The following is a 17,155-nucleotide window of genomic DNA, read 5'->3' on the forward strand; positions in this document are numbered from 1 at the left end:
ACCCACCCCCCACCCTTCTGCCCCGGCAAGCTACACGCTTGTTCGACGGCGCGAGGGGGATACCGCGCAGAAGCCCCCGATCGGTGCGTACCGTTCGGGGGCTTCTGAAGTGGCGGGCGGATCAGCTCGCGGTGAAGGAGACGAACAGGATGTCCTTCTCCGGCCTGTCCGAGAACGGCTTGCTGACGTTCTGCTTGGCCATGAAGAGCTTGCCGCCCCGGTAGCGGAACTCGGAGGACGACTCGGGCGAGAAGGAGCCCTCGGCGCTCTTGACGTCCTTGTCGGCCGGGTTCTCCATGAGGAGGGTTTCCTTCATCGTCCGGCTGTCGATGCTGACGATCTGGCCGCCCTTGTCGTACGGGGGGACCTTGTAGGCGATGATGTTCGACCCGTCCATGCGCAGCGGGTACATCGTGTACCGCTCGCCCGCGTCGGCGCGGTCGGTGGTCTGCTTGCCGGTCTCCAGGTCGAAGGAGAGCAGCTCGTTGGTGCGGCCCGTCGGGGACTGGCCCTGGTGCTCCGCGGAGGGCAGATAGACCTTGCCGTTGCCGACGACCATGTTCGAGCACTTCTCCACGTCGGTGGAGGCGCACTTGGCGGCGAAGCTGCCGGCGGCGAGCGGGATGCGCGCCTTCAGCTCGCCCTTGGGGTCGACGACGAACAGGTCGCTGACGCCCTTGCCGCCCTTGGCGTTGTCGCCGACGTCGGCCGCCACCACGAAGGGCTTGGTGGAGACGATGTGCGCGTACTCGATGCCCTGGGAGAGCTTGTACGAGGCGATGGGCGCGCCCGTGGCGGGGTCGAGGATCTGCGCGTTCAGGGTGTAGTTGGGGTGCTGGCCGCACTTGCGGATGACACCGAGGGCCTCGCCGCCGGCGTAGCCGGTGTCGCGGCAGCTCTCGCCGTCGACCTTGGGCTGCCAGAGGTTCTTGCCGTCGGCGAGGTTCCAGGCGGCGCCGCCGCTGGAGACGCCGGCCGCGGCGACGGTCTTGCCGCTGATGGTGATCTCGGAGAACTGGGCGGACCTGTCGCCGCCGTTGGCGCTCTTGATGTTGCCGGACCAGGCGAGCTTGCCGGCCTCCAGGTCGATGACGCCGACCTCGGTGCACGGCGGGTACTTGTTCTCGGCAGTGGGCTGGGCGGGCCGGAAGAGGACAGCGGTCCTGTTCTCGCTGACGTGGTGGGTGGCGCCGCAGATCTCGCCGGTGAGCGGGACCTCCCACTTCTTGCCGCCGTCGACGAGGTTGTAGCCGACGACCTTCGACACGTCGGACTTGACGTAGGTGGTGTCGGTCAGCCAGGAGCCGTTGACGGACACGAGGTCGGCGACCTCCGGAACCTGCTGCTTGAGGAGGACCTTCGACTTGGGGTTGCCGGGGACCTTCTCGGTGCCGGCCACATAGCCCTGGTTCTTGTCGCCGCCCGGGGAGGCGCTGGGGTCGCTCTGCGCGGTGGTCCCGCCGTCGCCGTCGCCGGAGGCGTACCAGAGGCCGCCGCCGACGATGAGGACGATGGCCAGGAGGGCCGCGCCGACGATGGTCAGCTGGGTGCGCTTGTCCCCGCCGCCGCCACCGCCGGCCGGGGGCTGGGCGGGGGGCAGGGGCGCGCCGTACTGCGCGGGTCCGGCGGGCTGCTGCGGGTATCCGTAGCCGGGGTCGGACTGCGGGTATCCGTACGCGGGCTGCCCGGCCGGCGGCTGCGGGGCGGCGGCGGGCGGTCCGGGCGGCGGCGAGGGCGGTCCGGCGGGCGGCGTGGGCGCTCCGAACCCGCCCGGCGGGGGATCCTGCGGCGCTCCGAAGCCGCCGGACGGCGGCTGGCTGGGGGGCGGCGGGGTACTCATCGGTTGCTGTTGCCTCTCGGTGGACGGCGCGTTGGACGGGTGTTCACTTGCCGAAGACCATCAGGAGCTTCTCGTCCTTGTCCTGGGCGAGCAGGCGGGTCGTGGAGATGAAGAAGCGCCCGTCGGAGTAGTCGACGTCCGGGGAGTAGAAGGAGCTCTCGATCGGCGCGGAGGGGCCCGACGGGTGGCGCAGGAGGGCGGTGGGGGTGCTGCCGTCGGCGGGGATCGAGACGACCTCGCCGCCCCGGTCGGCTTCGGCCTTGCGGTAGGCGATCAGCTGCCCGTTCGCGGCCTTGAGCGGCTCCAGGGTGCGGCCCTCGCCCGCCGGGACGCGCCACTTGGCCTTGCCGGTGTTCAGGTCGAAGGCGACGATCTCGTTGGCCTTGCCGATGGCGGCCTTGGTCGGCAGGTAGAGGGTGCCCGCGTCGACGACGGCGGTGGCGCAGCCCTGCAGGGAGTCGTCGTGGCTCACGCTGCACTCGGTCGAGAACGTGCCCTCGCCGGCGAGCGTCGTGCGCTGCTTGCCGTCGGGGCCGAGGACCACGATGGAGTTCTCCTTCGTGGTGGCGTTCGTGAGGTGGAGGACGATCGGGTCGACCCCGTAGACGCGGCCGACCTTCCAGCCCTTGGGGAGCCGGTAGGTCCACGTCTTCTTGCCGGTGGCCGGGTCGGCGTCCTGGACCTCGACGGTCATGTCGGTGTCGTTGCAGGTGGCGACGCCGATCAGCTTGCCGTTGCCGGCGGCGTAGGCGCCGGGCACGCAGCCTTCGGACGGGCTGCCGAAGAGCTTGTCGCCGGTGCTGATGCGGAAGGCGGTGGCGCGGGTGAGCCGGTTGACGGTGACGATGTCGCCGGTCATGGCCAGGCTGGGGTCGATGAACATGTCGAAGGCGCTCTCCTTGGGCACCTCCTTGGACCAGCCCTCCTTGCCCGTCTTGAGGTCGACCATGCGGATCTGGTTGCAGTTGGCGGTCTCCGAAGGGCCGTCCTCGTACATGACGACGGTCTTGCCGTCGTCGGTGGTCCGCTTGGTCATGCCGCAGATGTCGGCAGGGAAGGTGATCGTCCACTTCTCCTTGCCGTCGGCGGCCGCGTAGCCCTTGATCGTATTGCCGACGGTCTTGGCGACGGTGTCGCCCACGACCCACTGGCCATGGGTGGCCACACCGGCGCCGGGACCGTCGATCTTGGTGGTCTTGAGCCAGAGGACCTTGTCCTCGCCCTGCTTGCGGCCGGCGTTGAGGTCGGTCTGCTGGTTGCCGCCGGGGCCGCTGCCGTCGCCCTTGTCCACGGACGGGGAGCCGGAGGGCTTCGCGTCGCCGGACTCCTGGGCCACGGGCTCCTTGGGGTCCTCGCCGCCGGAGCCGAAGGCGAGGTAGCCGACGCCGCCGAGGACGAGGGCGGCGGCGGCCGAGACGGCGATGAGCAGGGTCGGCTTCTTCTTCGGCGGCATGCCGGGTGCGCCGGGCGGGGGCGGCTGCAGGCCGTGGGCCGGGTACGCCGGGACGGTGGGCGGCTGCGGCACGTGGCCGGGCTGCTGGGGGTACGCGGGCGCCCCCGCGTACGGGTTGTCGCCCTGCTGCGGATACCCGTAGGGCTGCTGCGGCGGCCCGGGGAGGTGTCCGTAACCGGAAGGTGTCGGTGGCTGGTTCGGCGGCTGGGGCGGCTCGGTCATCAGCGCACTTTCGGCTTCGGGGGGGCGGGGAGAATGACCTTTCTATCACTGACACCGCGCATACAACGGACCGGTCCGCCCCCTGTTCCCAAGGGAGGACCGGCCCGTGATGCCGCCGTTATCCGGCCAACTGGTCCCGAGGACCGGCGGAATCTAGGACTCTTCGGCCAGCTCCAGCCAACGCATCTCCAAGTCGTCGCGGTCGGCGAGAAGTTCGCGCAGCTCCGCGTCGAGCTTGGCCACCTTGTCGTAGTCGGTGGAGTGCTCGGCGATCTGCGCGTGCAGGTTCCCCTCGCGGTCGGCGAGCTTGTTCAGCTGCCGCTCGATCTTCTGGAGTTCCTTCTTCGCGGCGCGCGAGTCACCGGAGGAGGTGGACTTGGCGGCGGCCGCGGCGGGTGCGGCGGCCGGAGCGGCGGCCTCGATCATCTTCTGGCGGCGCTCCAGGTACTCGTCCAGACCGCGCGGCAGCATGCGCAGGCTCGCGTCGCCGAGGAGCGCCATCACGGTGTCGGTGGTGCGCTCGATGAAGAAGCGGTCGTGGGAGATCACGATCATCGAGCCGGGCCAGCCGTCGAGGAGGTCCTCCAGCTGGGTCAGGGTCTCGATGTCGAGGTCGTTGGTGGGCTCGTCGAGGAAGAGGACGTTGGGCTCGTCCATCAGCAGGCGCAGGATCTGCAGCCGGCGGCGCTCGCCGCCGGAGAGGTCGCCGACCGGCGTCCACTGCTTCTCCTTGGTGAAGCCGAACTGCTCGCACAGCTGGCCGGCCGTCATCTCGCGGCCCTTGCCGAGGTCGACGCGGTCGCGGACGCGCTGGACGGCCTCCAGGACGCGCAGGGAGGGGTCGAGTTCGCCGACCTCCTGGGAGAGGTAGGCCAGCTTGACGGTCTTGCCGACGATGACCTGGCCCGCGGCGGGCTGCGCCTCGCCCTGGGTGCGGGCGGCCTCGGCGAGGGCGCGCAGCAGGGAGGTCTTGCCGGCGCCGTTGACGCCGACGAGGCCGACGCGGTCGCCGGGGCCAAGGTGCCAGGTGAGGTGCTTGAGGAGGGTCTTGGGGCCGGCCTGGACGGTGACGTCCTCGAGGTCGAAGACGGTCTTGCCGAGGCGGGCGTTGGCGAAGCGCATCAGCTCGGACTTGTCGCGCGGCGGCGGCACGTCGGCGATGAGCTCGTTGGCGGCCTCGATGCGGTAGCGCGGCTTGGAGGTGCGGGCGGGGGCGCCGCGGCGCAGCCAGGCGAGCTCCTTGCGCATCAGGTTCTGCCGCTTGGTCTCCTCGGTGGCGGCGATGCGTTCGCGCTCGGCGCGGGCGAAGACGTAGTCGCTGTAGCCGCCCTCGTACTCGAAGACGTCGCCGCGCTGGACGTCCCACATGCGGGTGCAGACCTGGTCGAGGAACCAGCGGTCGTGGGTGACGCAGACGAGTGCGGAGCGGCGCGTCTGGAGGTGGCCGGCCAGCCAGGAGATGCCCTCGACGTCGAGGTGGTTGGTGGGCTCGTCGAGGATCAGGAGGTCCTGGTCGGCGATGAGGAGCTTGGCGAGGGCGATGCGGCGGCGCTCGCCGCCGGAGAGCGGGCCGATGACGGTGTCGAGGCCCTGGTTGAAGCCGGGCAGGTCGAGGCCGCCGAAGAGTCCGGTGAGGACGTCGCGGATCTTGGAGTTGCCGGCCCACTCGTGGTCGGCCATGTCGCCGATGATCTCGTGGCGGACGGTCGCCGCGGGGTCGAGGGAGTCGTGCTGGGTGAGGACGCCCATGCGCAGGCCGCCGGACTGGGTGACGCGGCCGCTGTCGGGCTCCTCCAGTTTGGCCAGCATCCGGATGAGGGTGGTCTTGCCGTCGCCGTTGCGGCCGACGACGCCGATCCGGTCCCCCTCGGACACGCCGAGGGAGATGCCGTCCAGCAGGGTACGTGTGCCGTACACCTTGCTGACTGCCTCGACATTGACCAGATTGACGGCCATCAGACGCGCTCCAGGGAAAGGGTGTGGATCAGCCCCTCAGCCTAACCCTCCGGGCCGGGGCTGACCGTTCCACCAGCCAGGCGCCCCCCAGTGCCATGGCGATCGCGGCGGGTGCGGTGACCGGGACGGCGATGAGCATGGCGCTGTGGCCGTCGAGGAGCCCGCCGAGCCCGGTCATGGAAAGGCCGAGGACGCCCAGCAGGCACAGGGTGATCCCGAAGGCGGCGACGGGGCCGGCGGCGGTGCCCGCGGGGTCGGCCGGGCGGGCGGGAGCGGGGGCCTCGAAGCGGCGCAGGAGTGCGACGAACACACCGGTCAGCGCGGCCGCGGCCAGGATCCGTACGGGGACCTGCGCCCACCAGGCGGCGGTGGCGGGTGCCGGCAGGTCGATGCCGAGGGCGAGCTGGGCCCCGTACACGGCGAGCATCGCGGTGAGGTGCCAGAGGAAGGCGGTCATGGCGACCCCGTTGGCGGTGACGACCGCGCGCCACACGCGGGGGCGCTCCAGCCAGGCGCCGGCGGGCCGGGCGGCGAGCTGCACGGCGCCCACGAGCCACAGGCCGTGGCAGAGCAGGGCCAGGGTGGGCGGGGCCATGTTGGAGACCTTCTCGCCGGGCATCCCGACCATGGACAGCGGGTACGGGCCGTACGCCACCAGCAGTCCGGCCGAGGCGAGTCCGGCGGCGGCGAGGACGGCGGGCCGGCGGATGCGGCCGTCGGCGCGCAGGAAGCCGAGCTGGTGCACGGCGAGCCAGACGAGGGCGAAGTTCAGGAACTCCACGTAGGGGACACCGAGCGCGAAGCGCAGCACGTCGACCAGCGCGGCGGCGCCGGCCAGCGCGGCGAAGGCGGCCCAGCCGTGGCGCTCGTGCAGCTTCAGCAGCGGCGGGGTGAAGGCGACCATGGCCAGGTAGATCCCGATGAACCACAGCGGCTGGGTGACCAGCCGCAGGGCGGCGCCGGTCAGCGGGCCGCCGCCGCGGCCGGCGAGCTGCACGGCGAGCGCGACGGCGGCCCACACCAGGACGAAGGCGAGGGTGGGGCGCAGCAGTCGGCGCAGCCGGGCCCGCAGGAAGGCGGCGTAGACGGAGCCTTCGGAGCGGCGGGCCAGGGAGCGGTAGGAGAGGGCGTGCGAGAAGCCGCCGACGAAGAAGAAGACGGGCATGATCTGCAGCCCCCAGGTGAGGACCTGCAGGGCGGGCACGAGGGCGAGCAGGTTCCCTATGCCGTCGCTGCTGACTGCGGCCATCAGCCAGTGCCCGGCGATGACGGTGCCGAGCGAGGCGACGCGCAGCAGGTCGACGTACCGGTCGCGGCCGGCGGGGGTGGCGGCGGCCATGTCGCGTGCGCTGACTGTCATGGCCCCACGATGTCGACCGCCCCGGCCCCGCCGACAGGGTGCGGATACTCAACCCGCACCTGAGTACGTATCAGCCGAGCCGGGCGGCGGGCCGCCCGGGCGGGGTTTCAGCGGGGCAGGACCGTGGCTCCGGGGGCGGGGGACGAGGCCGTGCGGGTGGCGCGGCAGGTGCCCGAGGCGTCGAGGGCGGCGGCGACCTTGGCGGCGGCTTCCTCGTCCGCGACGAGGAAGGCCGTGGTGGGGCCCGAGCCGGAGACCAGGGCGGCCAGGGCGCCGGCGCCGAGGCCCGCGTCCAGCGTCGCCTGCAGGGACGGCCGCAGCGAGAGGGCGGCCGGCTGGAGGCCGTTGGCCAGGGTGGCGGCCAGGGCGTCCGGGTCGCCGGAGGCGAGGGCGGCGAGGAGAGCCGGGGAGGCCTGCGGCTGCGGGACCGCCTCGTCGGCGGTGAGGCGGTCGAACTCGCGGAAGACGGCCGGGGTGGACAGTCCGCCGTCGGCCACCGCGAACACCCAGTGGAAGGAGCCGGTCGGCACCGGGGTGAGGACCTCGCCGCGGCCGGTGCCGAGCGCGGCGCCGCCGACGAGGCTGAAGGGGACGTCGCTGCCGAGCTCCGCGCAGATGTCGAGGAGTTCCTCGCGCGGGGTGTCCAGGCCCCACAGGGCGTCGCAGGCGATCAGGGCCGCCGCGCCGTCGGCGCTGCCGCCGGCCATGCCGCCGGCGACCGGGATGCGCTTGGCGATGTGCAGGTGGACCAGGGGGGCGAGGCCGTTGCGGGCGGCGAGGATCTCGGCTGCCCGCGCCGCGAGGTTGGTGCGGTCCAGCGGGACCTTGTCGGCGTCGGGGCCCTCGCAGGTCACCGTCAGCGCGTCGGCCGGGGTCGCCGTCACCTCGTCGAAGAGGGAGACGGCGAGGAAGACGTTGGCCAGGTCGTGGAAGCCGTCGGGGCGGGCCGCGCCCACCGCCAGCTGGACGTTGACCTTCGCGGGGACCCGTACGGTGACGGGCGCCGTGCGCGTGCTCTCGGGGCGCGTGCTCACAGTGCGGGCCTCTCCGGGGCGGGCTTGTGCTCGGCGATCGCGGCGAACTCCTCCACCGTCAGGGACTCTCCGCGGGCCTGCGGGGAGACGCCCGCGGCGACCAGCGCGGCCTCGGCGCCGGCCGCGGAGCCGGCCCAGCCGGCCAGTGCGGCGCGCAGGGTCTTGCGGCGCTGCGCGAACGCCGCGTCGACGACCGCGAAGACCTCTTCCTTCGAGGCGGTGGTCTCGATCGGCTCGGTGCGGCGCACGAGGGAGACGAGCCCGGAGTCGACGTTGGGGGCGGGCCAGAAGACCTTGCGGCCGATGGCTCCGGCGCGCTTGACGTGCGCGTACCAGTTGGCCTTGACGGAGGGCACCCCGTAGACCTTGTTGCCGGGCTCGGCGGCGAGCCGGTCGGCGACCTCGGCCTGGACCATGACGAGGGTCCGCTCGATGCTCGGGAAGCGGTCGAGCATGGTCAGCAGGACGGGCACGGCCACGTTGTACGGCAGGTTCGCGACCAGCGCGGTCGGCGCCGGGCCGGGCAGCTCGGTGACCAGCATCGCGTCGGAGTGGACCAGCGCGAAGCGGTCCTTCTTCGCGGGCATGCGGGCCTCGATGGTGGCGGGCAGGGCGGCCGCCAGGATGTCGTCGATCTCGACGGCGACGACCCGGTCCGCGGCCTCCAGCAGCGCGAGCGTCAGCGAGCCCAGGCCGGGGCCTACCTCGACGACGACGTCGTCCGGGCGGACCTCGGCGGTGCGCACGATCCGGCGCACCGTGTTGGCGTCGATGACGAAGTTCTGCCCCTTCTGCTTCGTCGGGCGTACGCCGAGGGCGGCGGCCAGTTCCCTGACGTCTGCGGGGCCGAGGAGGGCGTCGGGGGTGCTGGGCGCGGGGTTATCGGGCTGCTGCTCTGCGGTGCTCACCGGTAAAGCGTCTCAGATCGGCCGAGTGGTCCCGACGACGACGTGGGCCCGCGGCCCACGACCGCGGCCTACGACGTGAGCCTGCGGCCGCAGTGGGGCCACGGGCTCGCCCCCCGCTGCACGTAGAGCTTCTTCGCCCGGTAGGTCTGCTCCCCGGCAGTGGCGTCCTGGGGGCGGCCGCTCCCGCCGAGGCCCTGCCAGGTGCGGACGTCGAACTGGTACAGGCCGCCGTACGTCCCCGAGGCGTCCGTGGCGGAGGGCCGGCCGCCGGACTCGCACTGGGCGAGGGCCGCCCAGTTGAGGCCGTCCGTGCCGGAGACGGAGCTCGGCAGCGGCCTGGTGCCGACCCTGACGAGCTGGGCGACGGGCTCGCGCACGACCTCGTCGGCGATGGCGCGCGGCTTCTGCCGGACCCCGTTGACGGTGCGCAGGCTGTACGTGACCCTGCGCGCCCCGGGCCGGCCGGCGCGCTCGACGACCTCGGTTCCGGCGAAGAGCTCGCCGTCCTTGACCTTCTCGGTCTCGAAGGGGATGCGTTCCTCGCGGACCTCGCGGGTGCCGGTGATGCGGAGCACGGTGACGGTCTGGCCGTCGCGCGGGAAGGCCGTGGGCGGCACGGAGGTGGTGTCCTGTCCCTGGAGGGTGATCCCGGCCTGGTCGAGGGCCTCCTGGACGGTGGCGGCGTTGGTGCGGATGGTGCGTTCGCGGCCGTCGGCCATGAAGGTGACGCTGCGCTCGGTACGCACGCTGAGGGTCAGGCCGGAGCGCGGTACGGGGGCGGTGCGCGGAGCGGAGAGGTAGGCGCCCTCGGCGCGGATGCCGAACTGGCGCAGGGCGCCGTCGACGGTGCGGGCGGTGGTCCACACTTGGCGCTGCTGTCCGTCGAGGGTCAGGCGCAGCGGGCGGCCGTAGCGGACGACGATCTCCTCGCCGTCGTCCAGGCGTTCGCCGGGGGCGGGGGCGACGAGGTCGTGGGGGCCGACGTCGAGTCCTTCCGCGGCGAGGAGTTCCTCGACGTCGCCGGCGAAGGTGTGCAGCTCTCTCGGGACTCCGTCCACGGTGAGGCGTACCGATTTGTCGGCGGCGACGAACGCGGTCGTACCGCCGGCGAGGAAGGCGACGACCAGGGCCTGCGGCACGATCCGCCGCCAGGTGCCGCCGGGCGCTGCGGGGCCGAGGAGCACGGGGCCCGCGGCCCGGCGGCGGCCGTGCCCCGTCCCGGCAGGGGCGTCGGGGACCGCGACGGCCGGTTCTGCGGGGCCGCGGCGGCGGCCGGTGCCGGCCGGGGGCTCCTCGACGGCGGTGCGGCCACGGGCCCGGCGGCCGGGGGCGAGTACGCCGGCGTCGGCGAGGGTGGGGGTGGGCGCGGGTGCGCGGCGGCGGCCCGTCCCCGGCGCCGGGAACGTCTCGGGCCGCTCCCCGTCCCGGCCCGCGCCCCCGCCGCCCGCGCCGTCCGAGCCGTCCGAGCCGTAGGCGCCGTACGCGCCGTCCTTGGTGGCGGCGGGGTGCGCGGGGCGCCGGCGGCGTCCGGCGCGCCGTTCCTCCGCGCGTGGGGCGGGAAGGGGTAGGGCGGGCTCCGTCTCCCACGACGAGGGCCCGGCGTCGACCGGGCCGTCGTCGGCCGGCCCGTCGTCCGCCGGCCAGGCGTGCCAGGTCGGCCAGGCCGGGGCTTCGCCCCCGTACGCCTCCGGGACGGGAGCGCCTCGGCGGTGACTGCCCTGCGTATCGCTCACGACGCTCGCTCCACTGGTGGTCCGGCACCCGCTGGTTGGGGCACGGCACCCTAGCGGAGGAGGCGTCACGGAACAAAGTCGTACGACTACCCTACGTGTCGACCAGGTGGAGCCGGTCAGTAGTCGAAGGCGCGGGCGGTGTTGGCCGCCAGGGCGGTGGCCATCGCGTCCTCGTCGATCCCGCGGACCGCGGCCATCGCGCGCACCGTCAGCGGAATGAGGTACGGCGCGTTGGGCCGGCCGCGGTACGGCGCGGGGGTCAGGTAGGGCGCGTCCGTCTCGACGAGGACCAGCTCCAGCGGGGCCACGGCCAGCGCCTCGCGCAGCGGCGCGGCGTTCTTGAAGGTGACGGTTCCGGCGAAGGACATGTAGTAGCCGGCGGCGGCGCACTCGCGGGCCATGTCGGCGTCCCCGGAGTAGCAGTGGAAGACGGTCCGCTCGGGGGCGCCCTCCTCGCGCAGCACGCGCAGCACGTCCGCGTGGGCGTCGCGGTCGTGGATGACGAGGGCCTTGCCCTGTCGCTTGGCGATCTCGATGTGGGCGCGGAAGGAACGCTCCTGCGCGGCCATGCCCTCCGGCCCGGTGCGGAAGAAGTCGAGGCCGGTCTCGCCGACCGCCTTCACGTGGCCGAGGGCGGCCAGTGCCTCGATCTCGGCGAGGGCATCGTCGAGGGCGGCCTCGCCGCCGCCGGACCGGGCGCCCTGGCGGGACCACCCGTCGGGGTCCCCGTGCACGATGCGCGGGGCTTCGTTGGGGTGGAGGGCGACGGCGGCGTGGACGTTGTCGTACGCGGCCGCCGTCTCGGCGGCCCACCGGGAGCCCTTCACGTCGCAGCCGACCTGGACGACGGTGGTCACCCCGACCGAGGCGGCCTTGGCGAGGCCCTCCTCGACGGTCCCCGCCTGCATGTCCAGGTGGGTGTGCGAGTCCGCGACCGCCACCCGCAGGGGCTCGGGCAGCGGCGGCGGTGCGTCCTTGGAGGCGGAGGAAGAGCTCATGGGGCCGATCCTATGACCGGCGGAAGAAGCCCTTCAGCCGGAAGAGCAGGCCCCCGCGCTTCTCGGCCTCGCTGACGGCGACGGGTCCGGGGGCATCGTGGAACCCGGTGGCCGTGCGGGGCTTCGGGGTGCGCGGGACGTTCGCCCCCGCCGGCACCGGTCCGGCGATCCCGGGGGCGATGCGGTGGTGGTAGAGGTGGTCGATCATCCCGAGCACCGAGGAGACCTGTCCCGCGCGCATGATCCGCACGACGTGCCCGCCGCAGTTCAGGCAGGTCGGGTTGGACAGCGGGGAGGGCACCCGCTCGCCGTCGACCGTGTACATGATGAACGGCTCGCCGCGGCCGTCGACGTGGTGCTCGATCCGGTACCCCTGCTCCCAGCCGAACCCGCAGCGCATGCACGCGAAGGAGTACGCCTCGTGCACGGTCTGCACGTCGGGGCTGGAAAAGCGTGCGGGTGCCGGGGCCTGGACCGGTACCGGGGTGTCTGCGATCTCACTCATGCCAGCTCCTCTTGTTCCACTGGTGCCTCTGCCAGTGGACGCCTCTTCGGGCGGGAGCGCATCAGGTCCTGTCCAGTGTTGGACGGCCTTTGGGCGACTCATGCCCAAAGCGCCCGGCGCACGGTCTGAGCTTTGCTTTTTCAGGCTAGCTCTTTACCGGTTTATGGCGCCTTTTGTGCCGCATTCTTTGCCGCCACGACCGCGTCGAAGACATCGCGCTTGGGTACGCCCGCCTCCGCCGCGACGGCCGCGATGGCCTCCTTGCGGCGCTCCCCCGCCTCCTCGCGCACCCGCACCCGGCGCACGAGCTCCTCGTCGTCCACGTCTCCGGGTCCGGCCGCCGGGGCGCCCTCCACCACGACGGTGATCTCCCCGCGCACCCCCTCGGCCGCCCAGGCTGCGAGCTCGCCGAGCCCGCCGCGCTTGACCTCCTCGTAGGTCTTCGTGAGCTCGCGGCAGACCGCGGCCCGCCGCTCGGCGCCGAAGACCTCGGCCATCGCCGCCAGGGTGTCGTCGAGCCGGTGCGGGGCCTCGAAGTAGACGAGCGTGCGCCGCTCCCCCTCGACCTCGCGCAGCCGGCCGAGGCGCTCGCCCGCCTTGCGCGGCAGGAAGCCCTCGAAGCAGAACCGGTCCACGGGCAGCCCGGACAGCGCGAGGGCGGTGAGCACGGCCGACGGCCCGGGGACCGCGGTGACCTTGATGTCCTTCTCCACGGCGGCGGCGACCAGCCGGTAGCCGGGGTCGGAGACGGACGGCATGCCGGCGTCGGTCACCAGCAGCACGCGCGCCCCGCCGGCCAGGGCCTCGACCAGCTCCGGGGTGCGGGCCGACTCGTTGCCCTCGAAGTACGACACCACGCGCCCGGTGGTGTGCACGCCCAGCCCCTGGGTCAGCCGGCGCAGCCGCCGGGTGTCCTCGGCGGCGACCACGTCGGCCCGCTCCAGCTCCGCGGCCAGGCGCGGCGGGGCGTCGGCGAGATCGCCGATGGGGGTGCCGGCGAGGACGAGGACGCCCTCGGTGGAGGTGGGCTCGGTCACGCGGGGCTGGTCAGTTGTCACCCGCCCATCCTCTCAGTCCCGCGGCTCGTCACCCACGCCACTGGGGCACACACAGATCTCTTCCCTACGATGTGCCGGTGACCAGTACCGCGACGCCGCCGCCCAGCCCCGCGGGGGCCCTGCCCTCGGCAACGGCGGGCGGCGAAGAAGAGCCGCCCACCTGGCTGCGCCGCCTGCGCGGCTTCGGCTACGCGCCGGCAGCCGGCGCGTCGCCGCGCGTGGACGTCCGCACCCGCCTGGTGCCCCCGTACACGAAGCCGTCCCGGCAGCTGTGGATGACCTTCGGGCTGCCGCCGGAGGTGTGGGGGACCTGGCAGCGCATCATGGCGTGGGCCGGACCGCTGCTGGTGGCTCTGGTCGCGGGTGTGCTGCGGTTCGTGCACCTGGGCAGCCCGAAGGCGGTGATATTCGATGAGACGTACTACGCCAAGGACGCCTGGGCCACGATCAAGCAGGGCTACGAGGCGAACTGGCCCAAGGACATCGACAAGTCGATCCTCGCCAACCCCGACGGGGTCGCCCTGCCGGTGGACCCGGGCTACGTCGTGCACCCGCCCGTCGGCAAGTGGGTGATCGGGCTCGGCGAGTGGATGTTCGGCCTCACCCCCTTCGGCTGGCGGTTCATGACCGCTGTGCTCGGCACCCTGTCGGTGCTGATGCTGTGCCGGATCGGGCGGCGCCTCTTCCGTTCGACCTTCCTCGGCTGCCTGGCCGGCGCGCTGCTCGCGGTGGACGGCCTGCACCTGGTGATGAGCCGCACGGCGCTGCTCGACCTGGTGCTGATGTTCTTCGTGCTCGCCGCCTTCGGGGCGCTGCTCATCGACCGCGACCGGGCCAGAGCCCGGCTGGCGGACGCTCTGCCGGTGGACGAGGAGGGCCGGACCCGGCCCGACGCGAGGATCGCCGAGACACTGCGGCTGGGCTGGCGCCCGTACCGGATCCTGGCCGGGGTCTGCCTGGGGCTGGCTGCCGGCACGAAGTGGAACGGCTTCGTCGTCCTGGCCTTCTTCGGCATCCTCACCGTGCTGTGGGACGCGGCCGCCCGCCGCACCGCGGGCGCGGGCGCCCCGTACGCGGCGATGCTGCGCCGTGACGCGCTGCCCGCCTTCGTCTCCACGGTGCCGGTGGCGATCGTGACGTACGTGGCGTCGTGGTCGGGCTGGATCTTCAGCCCGGACAACGGCAAGGGCGGCTACCTGCGCGACTGGGCGGCCAAGAACGACCAGAACAGCTCGCTGTCGTTCCTGCCGGAGTGGGTGCGCAGCCTGTGGCACTACGAGACCGAGGTCTACGACTTCCACGTCGGCCTGACCTCCGGGCACACCTACGAGTCCAACCCGTGGAGCTGGCTGGTGCTGGGCAGGCCGGTCTCGTACTTCTACGAGTCCCCCGAGCCCGGCACCGACGGCTGCCCGGCGACGGCGGCCGGCAAGTGCGCCCGCGAGGTCCTGGCCCTGGGCACGCCGCTGCTGTGGTGGGCGGGCTGCTTCGCGCTGCTGTACGTGCTGTGGCGGTGGTTCTTCCGCCGCGACTGGCGGGCGGGCGCGATCGCGTGCGCACTGGCCGCGGGCCTGCTGCCCTGGTTCAACTACCAGGAGCGGACGATCTTCTACTTCTACGCGGTGGTCTTCGTCCCGTACCTGTGCCTGGCGGTGGCGATGATGATCGGCGCCCTACTCGGCCCGGCCGGCTCCTCGGAACGCCGCAGAGCCCTGGGCGCGATCGGCGCGGGCGTACTGGTCCTGCTGATCGTGTGGAACTTCATCTACTTCTGGCCGATCTACACGGGCCAGACCTTGCCCATGGACTCCTGGCGCGGCCGCATGTGGCTGGACACCTGGGTCTAGCAGCCAAAACGACGGGCCCGGCACCGACAGGTGCCGGGCCCGTCGTGGTTGTTGCCGGTGGTCGCCGGCCGTCCTGGGCCGCCCCTTGACGGCCCACAGACGGCCCAGGTCTCACGAGTTTGGCTCATCTCGCTCGCCGCTCTCCAACCCCTCCTCAGAACCCGTCACTCGGATCCTGCACAGAACCCGCCACCCAACCCCTAAAGCACTCATGCAAGTTTTCTGCATAAAACTGAAGCGCAGGGTGTAGCCTTCTGGGCAATCCGCTACCAAGCGACGGGAGGGGTCAGTGAACAACTCCGTGCCGGACTGGGCTCGAAGGCGATTCGGAAGCGACGCCGAGGCAGTGCAGGACGCCGTGTGGGGAGCCCTGGAGGAAACGGCCGAGGGCATGCTCGACGTCCAGGCGGTCTCGCGTAACCGAAGGGGCTTCGCCCCCGGCGGTGAGCGCATGGTTGATCAGTTCGACCTGCTGGTCGAGCGGATCCTAGACCTGGGCCTCGAAGGAACCGAGGTAGTCAAAACGGGAACTTGGTACAAGTTGGCCTTGGTCGGCGAGGCCCTGTTCTACCCCGTTCACATCGATTCCCCCGACGAGAACATTGATCAGTGGCCGCGCAAGGTCTCGAACCTCGTGAAAGAGATCTTTGCCGCTACGGATTCGGCCTCCCGACGCTGGATCGCGGATCCTCTGCCCGGCGACGAAGCGCTGCTGCCCCTACGGCCCTCCCTCGAAGAGGTGGCCAGCCGGAGCCCCCGCCCGCGCCTCGTTCTCGTGGCCTACGAGATGGACAGGTCGGGCCTTAAGCGCGCATGGTGGGGCGAAGTGGAGATGAGCGATGATTCGGGCACCCTCGAATGGCTCACGGAGCAATCACCCCTCGCCGCGCCCGTAACACCGCACCTGATGAGCCTCGGGGCAACATCGACGGAGGATGATCGCTTTGACTCCGGCGACCTGCCGGAGGTGCCCATGTCCGGCCGCAGCCCCGCCGAGCGGAATCTTGGGGTGACGCCCCTGACCGAAGCGGCCGACGTAGCCGACCACGACACCGCAGAGAGCGATGAAGACTGAGAATCCGACGATCCCCGGCCTTGGCGAGACACCCAAGGCCGTTTGGGAGGGCTTCCACCCGCCCCGCCTCACTCAAGCTCGACACCTTGCCGGCATGACAAAGAAGGATGTCGCCCAAGGTGTCGGCGTTTCACCCGCAGCAGTCGGCCAGTACGAAACAGGTAGCAGCAGACCCAGACCGGAACTATTGCCACGACTTGCCGAAGTGCTCGACGTGCCCGTCGAATTCTTCCTGGCTGGGCGCCCCCTGGGAAAACTCGATACGACTATGGCCCACTTCAGGTCGCTGCGATCCACAAGCGGCGCCCAGCGAAACAAGGCGCTCGGCTTCGCTGGGCAAGTTTGGGAGCTTACCTACGCACTCGAAAAGCGGGTACAACTTCCGCTCGTCGACTTGCCGGGGTTTGCCGGGGGCGAGGTTCATCCTGGTACAGAGATTCCCCGCGATCCGGCCGAAGCTGCCCGCGCTTTGCGGGCACATTGGGGTGCCCCCAAGGGACCCGTGCGGCACCTCGTGAGACTTATGGAGGCTCGGGGAATCGTCGTCGTAGTGCCACCGGAAGCCGACCAGGCCACGTCCAAAATCGACGCTTTCGCTAGCTGTGGCCTGCCTCGACCGTTGATCATCCTGACCCCCAATAGGGCGGACGATGTCTACAGGCATCGATTCAGCGCCGCCCACGAACTTGGGCACCTCGTGCTGCACTCTTCATCGACCGGAGACATGCAGCAGGAACGCGAAGCCAACACCTTCGCCGCAGAATTCCTGACACCTCGCGATGAAATTCACCCCCTCCTGCCTCGCAGAATGGATTTGGCGCGACTCGCCAACATTTCTCGAACTTGGGGCGTCTCCGTAAAATCCCTCGTCTACAGATGTAGAGAACTCGGCCTTTCTTCAGACGCCACCACAAGCCGCGCATACCAAAAACTAAACACTCTATCCAACTTGCCGGGATTCTGTCCAGAGCCCGTCAGCGGATACCCGGGCGAGCAACCGATTATGTTGACACAGGCATTTGAACTAGCAAGTGCAGACCAAGGCTTGACCGTGCGCCGATTGGCGCGCGAGCTTGCCTGGAAAGAAGCTCGCGTTAGTGAGCTACTAGGGATGTCGGATACTCGACCGGTATTGCGGCTCGTTTGAGTTTCTCCCCCGCAAGGAC

At 71.5% G+C, this 17,155-nt stretch carries 13 protein-coding genes; 3 read left to right on the forward strand and 10 right to left on the reverse strand.

Going from position 1 to position 17,155, the window contains the following annotated elements:
• Nucleotides 1–121: 121 nt before the first annotated feature.
• The 10 genes from E6U81_RS25100 to rsmI all read right to left on the reverse strand — a co-directional run bounded on the left by E6U81_RS25100 (nucleotide 122) and on the right by rsmI (nucleotide 13,067).
• Nucleotides 122–1,840 carry a PQQ-binding-like beta-propeller repeat protein gene (locus E6U81_RS25100; RefSeq protein WP_136232345.1) on the reverse strand — a complete coding sequence of 573 codons (1,719 nt, stop codon included), beginning with the start codon at nucleotides 1,838–1,840 and terminating at the stop codon, nucleotides 122–124.
• A 43-nt stretch (nucleotides 1,841–1,883) separates the two neighbouring features.
• Nucleotides 1,884–3,515 (reverse strand): PQQ-binding-like beta-propeller repeat protein, encoded by a 1,632-nt coding sequence (locus E6U81_RS25105; protein ID WP_136232346.1) that lies wholly within the window; start codon nucleotides 3,513–3,515, stop codon nucleotides 1,884–1,886.
• Between the two features lie 153 nt (nucleotides 3,516–3,668).
• Entirely contained in the window at nucleotides 3,669–5,471 is a 1,803-nt protein-coding gene (locus tag E6U81_RS25110) for an ABC-F family ATP-binding cassette domain-containing protein (RefSeq protein WP_136232347.1), read from the reverse strand.
• 28 nt (nucleotides 5,472–5,499) lie between these two features.
• On the reverse strand, nucleotides 5,500–6,831 hold the full coding sequence (locus E6U81_RS25115) for an acyltransferase family protein (RefSeq protein WP_136232348.1): 1,332 nt from the start codon (nucleotides 6,829–6,831) through the stop codon (nucleotides 5,500–5,502).
• Nucleotides 6,832–6,938: 107 nt separating this feature from the next.
• Complete coding sequence (locus E6U81_RS25120; protein WP_136232349.1) at nucleotides 6,939–7,865, reverse strand: 4-(cytidine 5'-diphospho)-2-C-methyl-D-erythritol kinase; 927 nt, start codon at nucleotides 7,863–7,865, stop codon at nucleotides 6,939–6,941.
• Nucleotides 7,862–8,773 (reverse strand): 16S rRNA (adenine(1518)-N(6)/adenine(1519)-N(6))-dimethyltransferase RsmA, encoded by a 912-nt coding sequence (gene rsmA / locus E6U81_RS25125; protein WP_136232350.1) that lies wholly within the window; start codon nucleotides 8,771–8,773, stop codon nucleotides 7,862–7,864. Before rsmA ends, E6U81_RS25120 begins: the two co-directional genes overlap by 4 nt.
• A 68-nt stretch (nucleotides 8,774–8,841) precedes the next feature.
• On the reverse strand, nucleotides 8,842–10,506 hold the full coding sequence (locus E6U81_RS25130) for a ubiquitin-like domain-containing protein (protein ID WP_276615821.1): 1,665 nt from the start codon (nucleotides 10,504–10,506) through the stop codon (nucleotides 8,842–8,844).
• Between the two features lie 116 nt (nucleotides 10,507–10,622).
• Nucleotides 10,623–11,504, reverse strand: a complete 882-nt coding sequence (locus E6U81_RS25135) for a TatD family hydrolase (RefSeq protein WP_136232351.1) — start codon at nucleotides 11,502–11,504, stop codon at nucleotides 10,623–10,625.
• A gap of 10 nt (nucleotides 11,505–11,514) precedes the next feature.
• Nucleotides 11,515–11,904, reverse strand: coding sequence for a hypothetical protein (locus E6U81_RS25140; protein ID WP_240804015.1), 390 nt, complete (start codon nucleotides 11,902–11,904; stop codon nucleotides 11,515–11,517).
• 266 nt (nucleotides 11,905–12,170) lie between these two features.
• Nucleotides 12,171–13,067: a 16S rRNA (cytidine(1402)-2'-O)-methyltransferase gene (gene rsmI / locus E6U81_RS25145; RefSeq protein ID WP_240804008.1), complete on the reverse strand. Its 897-nt coding sequence runs from the start codon at nucleotides 13,065–13,067 to the stop codon at nucleotides 12,171–12,173.
• A gap of 119 nt (nucleotides 13,068–13,186) precedes the next feature.
• Between rsmI and E6U81_RS25150 the strand changes: the two genes are divergently transcribed.
• The 3 genes from E6U81_RS25150 to E6U81_RS25160 all read left to right on the forward strand — a co-directional run bounded on the left by E6U81_RS25150 (nucleotide 13,187) and on the right by E6U81_RS25160 (nucleotide 17,136).
• Nucleotides 13,187–14,914, forward strand: a complete 1,728-nt coding sequence (locus E6U81_RS25150) for a phospholipid carrier-dependent glycosyltransferase (protein WP_240804016.1) — start codon at nucleotides 13,187–13,189, stop codon at nucleotides 14,912–14,914.
• Between the two features lie 289 nt (nucleotides 14,915–15,203).
• Nucleotides 15,204–15,989, forward strand: coding sequence for a hypothetical protein (locus tag E6U81_RS25155; RefSeq protein WP_136232354.1), 786 nt, complete (start codon nucleotides 15,204–15,206; stop codon nucleotides 15,987–15,989).
• Nucleotides 15,979–17,136, forward strand: coding sequence for an XRE family transcriptional regulator (locus E6U81_RS25160; RefSeq protein ID WP_136232355.1), 1,158 nt, complete (start codon nucleotides 15,979–15,981; stop codon nucleotides 17,134–17,136). Before E6U81_RS25155 ends, E6U81_RS25160 begins: the two co-directional genes overlap by 11 nt.
• Nucleotides 17,137–17,155 lie beyond the last annotated feature (19 nt).

This window comes from Streptomyces sp. A0592 (genome assembly GCF_004795115.1).
Lineage (GTDB): Bacteria > Actinomycetota > Actinomycetes > Streptomycetales > Streptomycetaceae > Streptomyces > Streptomyces erythrochromogenes.